Below are 1,161 nucleotides of genomic sequence, written 5' to 3' on the forward strand. Positions count from 1 at the left end.
CCTCACGCGCCATGCGCCCGGCCCCGGCCTCCATGGCCAGACACCAGAATTTTTCTCGCAGGCCTTCATCGGCAAGCTGGTGGCGTATGCGCACCCGCTCGGCCCGCCTGTCTTCATTGGACGGGTCATCCACCATTCAAGCCCGGCAGCCCGCAGGGTATTGCGCAGGGCCAGCCGTGAAACCCCAAGTAAAGGCCGCACCAACCGCAGGTCTGGCAGCAGGCTGATCCAGCCCATGCCCGCCAGTCCGTCTGGCCCGCTGCCCGCTGCCTGCCGCATGCAAGCAGTTTCAGCCTGATCATCGGCCTGATGGCCCAAAAGCAGGTCTAGGCACCCCTGTGCCCGGCATGCGGCACGCAGGGCGGCGTAACGCGCATCACGCGCACGGTGCGCAATGCCGGGCCCATATTGGAGGTTTTTGAGGGTCAATATCTGCGCGGGTATACCCATATCGCGCAGGCGCTCAAGGCTCAGGGCAGCCTCGGCGGCTGATTCCGCCCGCAATCCGTGATCAACCACAAAAGCCAGCAGGTTGCGCCGCCACCGGGTTGCAAGCCATGCCAGACACAGGCTATCGCCCCCACCGGAAACCGCCAGCGCTACGGGTGGCTGGCCGGGCGTATCCTCAACAAACGGGCCCAGCCGCGCCATATGCTTGGAAAACCACTGGGGGCAGACGGCCTGCCCGGAAAAAACAGGCCGCCCCGCAAACAAGGCGGAAATACCACTACCCCCCAAACCTATGCGCCAAAACGGCCATTAGCCGCATCCGCCACGCTGGCCGTAGATATCCGCCGCATTGCTCACACGCTTGGCCGGGTCCGGGAATTCGGCATGCAGTTTGCCCAGAGCCTGACAGGCGGCTTTCTTGTCACCCAGCGCCAGCAGCGTTGCGGTAACGCCCAGCAGGGCATCCGGCGCGCGGGTGCTTTTGGGCGAAAGGCTGTAGGCCTCGTAATAAGCCAGAGCCGACTGCCGATACTGCTTCTGCCCCGCGAGAGACTGTGCCAGCAGGAACTGCGCATCCACCTTGAAAGCGCCCTTGGCATGTTGCAGAGCGGCCTGCGCATTATCATGCGCGGTATCGTAGTCTTTCTTGACCAGTGCGGCCTTGCCCGCCTTGAGCAGGTCATCAGGCGTGGTGGGCGCACTCGCGGCCGG

At 64.3% G+C, this 1,161-nt stretch carries 1 protein-coding gene and 1 pseudogene; both read right to left on the bottom strand.

Annotated elements, in window-relative coordinates; translation table 11 throughout:
- A partial coding sequence (gene tilS / locus JCM25143_RS20435; RefSeq protein ID WP_234395358.1) for a tRNA lysidine(34) synthetase TilS occupies nucleotides 1-714 on the bottom strand: 714 nt, incomplete at its 3' end.
- Between the two features lie 45 nt (nucleotides 715-759).
- Nucleotides 760-1,161 (bottom strand): annotated as a pseudogene (locus tag JCM25143_RS15130) (hypothetical protein); the annotation flags it as partial.

It is taken from the genome of Acetobacter papayae JCM 25143 (genome assembly GCF_000613285.1).
Lineage (GTDB): Bacteria > Pseudomonadota > Alphaproteobacteria > Acetobacterales > Acetobacteraceae > Acetobacter > Acetobacter papayae.